This window comes from Caulobacter sp. D5 (genome assembly GCF_003185805.1).
In the GTDB taxonomy this organism is placed as follows: Bacteria; Pseudomonadota; Alphaproteobacteria; order Caulobacterales; family Caulobacteraceae; genus Caulobacter.
The window spans coordinates 1-5848 of sequence record NZ_QHJY01000357.1; the positions used below are offsets into that span (position 1 = coordinate 1).

Here is a 5848-nt window from a genome sequence, read left to right on the forward strand (position 1 = left end):
TCGATCTGTTGAGCGGCGACGCCATCGGCAGCAGCGGCGGCACGCCCCGCAACGAGGTCGAGGCCCAGGTCGGCTTCACCAAGCAGGGCATGGGCGCGCGCCTGACCGCCAACTGGCGGGAGGCCACGCAGGTCGACGGCGGCACGACCGGCAGCTCGACCGGCACGCTGAAGTTCTCCGACCTGACGACGGTGAACCTGCGCCTGTTCGCCAATCTCGGCGCCCGGCGCGAGCTGGTCGCCAAGCATCCGGTGCTGCGCGGCACGCGGGTGACCTTCGGGATCACCAACCTGTTCGACGAAAAGCAGACGGTGCGCGACGCCACCGGCGAAATCCCGACCAGCTACCAGGAAGACTATCTCGACCCCATCGGGCGCAGCGTGAAGCTGAGCGTCCGCAAGGTGTTCTTCTAAGACCTGAAACGGCGGGATCCCCGGATCCCGCCGTTTTTATTTCTCCGCCAGACATCCCCGGGCGGATGCGTGGGTCTAGGGTTCGGCCGTCCGGGCCGACTCCCATCCTCCGAAAAGGATATCCCGCCGATGACCACCCCCGCCGAAACCGCCGAAGCGACCGACCGCTGGGCCCTGCGCCGCGTACGCCACGAGGTGCGCCGCCGCGTGCTGACCGTCACCGCCGTCGAGCGGCTGTCGCCGGGCATGCTGCGCCTGGTCTTCGCCTCGCCCGATCTGGCCGACTTCGTCAGCGCCGGCTTCGACGACCACATCAAGCTGTTCTTCCCGATCGAAGGCGGCGAGCCGGCGATGCGCGACTACACCCCGCGCAGCTTCGACAACGCCGCGGCGACCTTGGTCATCGACTTCGCCGTGCATGAGGCAGGTCCCGCCACGGCCTGGGCCCTCTCGGCCAAGGTCGGCGACACGCTGAACATCGGCGGCCCGCGCGGCTCGGTGCTGATCCCCGAGGCCCTGCCCTGGCTGGTTCTGATCGGCGACGAGACCGCCCTGCCCGCCATCGGCCGCCGGCTGGAGGAAGCGCAAGACGGCGAGACGATCGCCACCCTGGCCATAGTCGACGCCGCCGACGACGCCCTGGCCGTCGAGACCAAGGCCGCCTGGACGCCGCACTGGCTGGTCCGCGACGGCAGCGACGACACCCAGGCTTTGACCGCCGCGCTGGACGCCGTGCTGCCGGCCGACAAGGAAGGCTTCATCTGGCTCGCCGCCGAGGCGCGGGTCGCCAAGGCCTTGCGGGCGCACCTGGTCGAGGTTCGCGGTTTTTCGCCCAAGCAGATCAAGGCCGCGGGCTACTGGGTGCGCGGCGCCGAAGGCGTCCACGAGCGGATCGAGTAGGAACGGCTAGAGCCGCCCCGCCTCGCCCAGCCGGTCCAGCAGCCACATGCGGGCCGGCGGCAGCGGGCGGTTCAGCGGCCCGAACACGAACTGCTCGAGGAAGTGGCCGGTGATGTCGAGGCCCGCCTTGACGTCGCCGTCGCTCAAGCCCCCCTGCGACGACAGCAGGAACGGCGGCAGCGGCAGCAGCTTGTCCTGATAGGGCGCGCCGGCCTTGCGGCTGACAGCCCGGCCCGTACGCGGGCTGACATAGACGAGGTCGTCGAGGTCGCCGGTGGCGGCGCATTTCGACAGGTCCAGGCCAAAGCCCAGATCCTGAAGCAGGCCCGCCTCGTAGCGCACATAGACCGCCGGCCAGATGTCGGGGATCTCCAGCACGCGGATCAGGGTCTCCAGCGCCAGGAACGCGCCCGGATGCGGCTCGCGCTCGGGCAGCGCGCCTGCCGCGACCGAAGCGGCCGATTGCAGCCCGGCCAGCGCCAGGCGGTCGTCGAACAGCGACGAAGGCCCCTCGCCCATCGGCTCCAGCTGGGCCGAACCCATCTGGTCGGGACCGCGGGCGCGGTAGCGGACAATCACCCGCGCCCCGGCCTGCAGGAACGGCTTCATCCGCCGCGAGGCCGCCCCGGCCACGTGGGCGACGAACTTGCCTCGGTCCTGGGTCAGCAGCTCGACGATCGCCCCGGTCTCGCCGTGGGCGCGGGCCGACAGCACGAAGGCGTCGTCGTCCCACTCCATCTAGGCGGGCGTCCCCCAACCCACGACCTTCTCCAGCACCGCGCGCCATTCCGGCTCGACCGGCAGGCCGATGACGTCGCGCAGCACCGCCTCCAGTTCGTCGATCGACAGGTCGCGCTGCTCGACCAGGGCGCCCGTGGCGTCGCGGTGGGTCAGGCGGTTGTTCTTCAGGGCGTAGCGGGCGGTCGGCGTCGTGCGGCCCACCGTCATGCTCCAGGTGAAGTGCGAGCTGGGGTGCGTGTAGGTGAAGAAGTTGGCCTGCTCGTAGTCGACTGCGGCCCACCCGCCTTGCGCCACCTGATATAGCGGCGCCCAGCGGCCGGAGAGATCGGCCTGCACCTGGCGCTCGACCACGCCGTCGCACTCGGAGTCGACGATGCGGAAGGCGCCGTTCGGGCTGGCCTGGTCGCCGTCGGCGAACAGGCGCAGCGGCGCGGTCAGCACGCAGCCGCCGAAGCCGGCGTCGGCCAGCCAGATCTCACCGTCGAGCGTCACGCCCAGCACCTGGTGCGAGCGCGGGCGCGGCGGCGCGCCTTCCGGCGCCATCCACAGCACGCGCGCCATCAGGGCCTCGACCTCGAAGCCCAGGGCCTTGAGCACGCGTTTCAGCAGGCCATTCTGCTCGAAGCAGTAGCCGCCGCGGCCGGCCGTCAGCAGCTTGGCGTCGATGTCGGCCGGGACGATGCTGATCCCCCGGCCCAGCAGCACGTCGAGGTTCTCGAACGGGATGGCGTCCGGATGCTTCTGGCAGATCGCCCGCAGGGTCTCGAGCGTCGGCTCGCGCGGGCCGGCATAGCCGATCCGCGCGAAATAGGCGTCGAGGTCCACGCTGGGGGCGACCTGTCCGTCAAACATCGAAATCGAGACCCATGTCGCTGAACAGGCCGCGTTCCTCGGCCCAGTTTTCCTTGACCTTCACGTGCAGGAAGAGGTGCACCTTGCGGTCCAGGATGTCCTGCAGCTCCTCGCGCGAGGCCTGGCCGATCCACTTCAGCACCTGGCCGCCCTTGCCCAGCACGATGGCCCGCTGGCCGTCGCGCTCGACATAGATGGTCTGCTCGATGCGGGCGCTGCCGTCGGCCCGTTCCTCGAACGAGGTGGTCTCGACGGTGGCCGCGTAGGGCAGCTCCTCGTGGACGCGCAGATAGATCTTCTCGCGGGTGATCTCGGCGGCCAGCAGGCGGGCCGGCAGGTCGGCGGTCTGGTCTTCCGGATAGAGCCACGGGCCTTCCGGCATGGCCTCGACCAGCTTGGTCATCAGGTCGTCGACGCCCGCGCCGGTCTCGGCGCTGATCATGAAGACGTCGGTGTAGACGCCGGTGTCGAAGAAGTCCTTGGCCACGCCCAGCAGGGTGTCGCGCTTGACGCCGTCGATCTTGTTGAGCGCCAGGATCACCTTGCGGCCGCTCTCCTTGAGGGCCTCGATGATGGTCTGGACGTCCTGCACGGCGCGGTGCTCGGCCGGAGTGGCGTTGCGGGCGCGGTCGGCCAGTTCGGCCTGCACGTCGACGAGGTGCACGGTGACCTCGGCCTCTTCCGAACCGGCCCAGGCCGAGCGCACCATGGCGCGGTCGAGCCGGCGGCGCGGGCTGAAGATCCCGGGGGTGTCGACGAGGATGATCTGGGCGTTGCCCGACAGGGCGACGCCGCGCACGGGGAAGCGAGTCGTCTGCACCTTCTGGGTGACGATCGAAACCTTGGCCCCGACCATGCGGTTGACCAGGGTGGACTTGCCGGCGTTCGGCGCGCCGATGATGGCGGCGAACCCGGCGCGGGTGTTGGTGGTGTTTTCAGTCATTGGGCGTGCGTGTAGCACAGAGCACTGCAAAAGCCCTCCCCCTTGATGGGGGAGGGTTGGGTGGGGGTGTCAGGGCGCTTGCCGGCTGAACCGCCGCATCACCCCCATCCCCGGCCCTTCCCCCATCGAGGGGGAAGGGAGAGGAAGTCTCAGCCCGCCCCCACCTGCTCCAGCAGCGCCTTGGCGGCGGCCTTCTCGGCCTCCTGGCGGGACTTGCCCTTGGCGATGGCGGGATCGACATCCTTGACCAGGACCTCGACGGTGAACACCGGCGCGTGGTCGGGGCCGGTGCGCTCGAGCACGCGGTAGGTCGGCAGAGGCTTGCCCTTGCCCTGGGCCCATTCCTGCAAGGCGGTCTTGGGATCGCGCGGACGCCCCTGCCCGGCCCGGTCGAACTCTTCGGACCACAGGTCGAGGAACACCTTGCGAGCCAGCTCCAGCCCGCCGTCCTGATACAAAGCCGCCATCAGGGCCTCGCAGGCGCCGGCCAGGATCGACTCCGTCTCGCGGCCGCCGATCTTGCTCGACGAGGCCGACAGGCGCAGGGCGGGACCAAGCTCGGCGCCCTTGGCGACGCGAGCGCAGGTCTCGCGGCTGACCAGGGCGTTGAGGCGCGGGGCGAGTTCGCCCTCCTTGGCCTTGGGGAAGCGCTCGGCCAGGGCCTCGGCGGCCAGGAGCCCGAGCACCCGGTCGCCGATGAACTCCAGCACCTCGTTGTCGCGGACCTTGGCCTTGGCGCCGTCGCCGACGCTGGCGTGGGTCAGGGCCCGCTCGAGCAGTTCGCGGTCTTCGAACCGATGACCGATCCGGCGCTCCAGGTCGCCGACGGCGGCGACCCGTCTGTCCTTCACGGCCATGATGTTACTTCAGCACGCGGAAGAAGCGGCTCGGACGGGCGTCCAGGAACCAGGTCCAGGGCTTGAACAGGTGCGCGTCGGCGTTCCACGACAGCAGGATGATCTGGGCCTTGCCGACCAGGTTCTCGGCCGGGACGAAGCCCACGCCGATCGAGTCGCCGGTGTACTGGTCGTTCTCGTAGTTCCACTTGCAGGTCCCGGCGTCGGTCTTGAACGGCGAGATGCCCGGGTTGAAGCGGCTGTCGGCCGAGTTGTCGCGGTTGTCGCCCATGAAGAAGTAGCAGTTCTCGGGAACGACATAGACCCCGGTGTTGTCGCCCTGGGTGTCCGGGCCGGCGTCGGCCTGGGTCAGGTAGGTGCGGCCCTCGGGCGTCGTTTCCTGGATGCGCTTCATCGGCTGGGTGAAGCCGTAGCCGCTGTCGACCAGCACGTCGGCCAGTTCCTGGCGCTTGACGGCTTTGTCGTTGATGTAGAGCGCGCCGCCGCGAACCTGGATGCGGTCGCCGGGCAGGCCGACCAGGCGCTTGATGTAGTCGACATGGCCGTCGCGCGGCAGCTTGAAGACGATGATGTCGCCCCGCTTGGGCGTCGAGCCCAGGATGCGGCCCTTGAACAGCGGCGGGCTGAACGGGATCGAGTGCTTCGAATAGCCGTACGAGAACTTCGAGACGATGATGTAGTCGCCTTGATAGAGGTTGGGCTCCATCGAGGCCGACGGGATCGTGAACGGCTGGAACAGCAGAACCCGCAGCACCAGGGCGATGCCCAGGGCGTAGGCCACGGTCTTGATGATCTCGATGAATTCGTTGACGGCGCCGCCCTTCTCTTCTTCGGGGGGCGTGGTCTCGACGGCTTCGGTCATGCGCGGCGGGGCTCTTTGCGAATGGGGGTCGGGCGAGCCCGACAGGTCTTGCTAGACGCGGTTGCCGCCGCGAGCAAGCATCGGCGCGATAGTGACGCTTCATGGCGACGATTGGGCGAACCGAACGATGATCGCCTTAAAGATTATTCATTGGCCGCGCCCGTCGGCGAATGATGTTCTCCGGCGCGGTTCGTCAGGGGATCCGCCATGCGCCCGTCCATCCCGCTTCTCGCCCTCGCCGCCGGCCTGAGCGCCGTCTCGGTCGTCCAGGCCGCGCAGG

At 69.2% G+C, this 5848-nt stretch carries 6 protein-coding genes and 1 pseudogene; 2 read left to right on the forward strand and 5 right to left on the reverse strand.

The annotated features are described in order from the left end of the window. A pseudogene (locus tag DMC18_RS20835) lies at positions 1 to 413 on the forward strand (TonB-dependent receptor); the annotation flags it as partial. Positions 414 to 542: 129 nt separating this feature from the next. After that, on the forward strand, positions 543 to 1313 hold the full coding sequence (locus DMC18_RS20840) for a siderophore-interacting protein (protein WP_110121950.1): 771 nt from the start codon (positions 543 to 545) through the stop codon (positions 1311 to 1313). 6 nt (positions 1314 to 1319) lie between these two features. Here DMC18_RS20840 and recO read toward each other — a convergent pair whose 3' ends face one another. The 5 genes from recO to lepB form a co-directional block, all read right to left on the reverse strand. Continuing rightward, complete coding sequence (gene recO, locus DMC18_RS20845; RefSeq protein WP_110121951.1) at positions 1320 to 2051, reverse strand: DNA repair protein RecO; 732 nt, start codon at positions 2049 to 2051, stop codon at positions 1320 to 1322. Next, entirely contained in the window at positions 2052 to 2906 is an 855-nt protein-coding gene (locus tag DMC18_RS20850; RefSeq protein ID WP_110121952.1) for an arylamine N-acetyltransferase, read from the reverse strand. Continuing rightward, a complete protein-coding gene (gene era / locus DMC18_RS20855; protein WP_110121953.1) occupies positions 2899 to 3849 on the reverse strand; it encodes a GTPase Era in 951 nt (316 codons plus the stop codon). Before era ends, DMC18_RS20850 begins: the two co-directional genes overlap by 8 nt. 149 nt (positions 3850 to 3998) lie before the next feature. After that, positions 3999 to 4706 (reverse strand): ribonuclease III, encoded by a 708-nt coding sequence (gene rnc / locus DMC18_RS20860; protein WP_110121954.1) that lies wholly within the window; start codon positions 4704 to 4706, stop codon positions 3999 to 4001. Between the two features lie 4 nt (positions 4707 to 4710). Then, a complete protein-coding gene (gene lepB / locus DMC18_RS20865; protein WP_110121955.1) occupies positions 4711 to 5568 on the reverse strand; it encodes a signal peptidase I in 858 nt (285 codons plus the stop codon). Between the last annotated feature and the right edge of the window lie 280 nt (positions 5569 to 5848).

Coding starts and splice junctions, on each gene's coding strand:
- DMC18_RS20850 (WP_110121952.1), bottom strand. CDS start 2,906: ATGTTTGACGGACAGGTCGCCCCCAGCGTGGACCTCGACGCCTATTTC.
- rnc (WP_110121954.1), bottom strand. CDS start 4,706: ATGGCCGTGAAGGACAGACGGGTCGCCGCCGTCGGCGACCTGGAGCGC.
- lepB (WP_110121955.1), bottom strand. CDS start 5,568: ATGACCGAAGCCGTCGAGACCACGCCCCCCGAAGAAGAGAAGGGCGGC.
- era (WP_110121953.1), bottom strand. CDS start 3,849: ATGACTGAAAACACCACCAACACCCGCGCCGGGTTCGCCGCCATCATC.
- DMC18_RS20840 (WP_110121950.1), top strand. CDS start 543: ATGACCACCCCCGCCGAAACCGCCGAAGCGACCGACCGCTGGGCCCTG.
- recO (WP_110121951.1), bottom strand. CDS start 2,051: ATGGAGTGGGACGACGACGCCTTCGTGCTGTCGGCCCGCGCCCACGGC.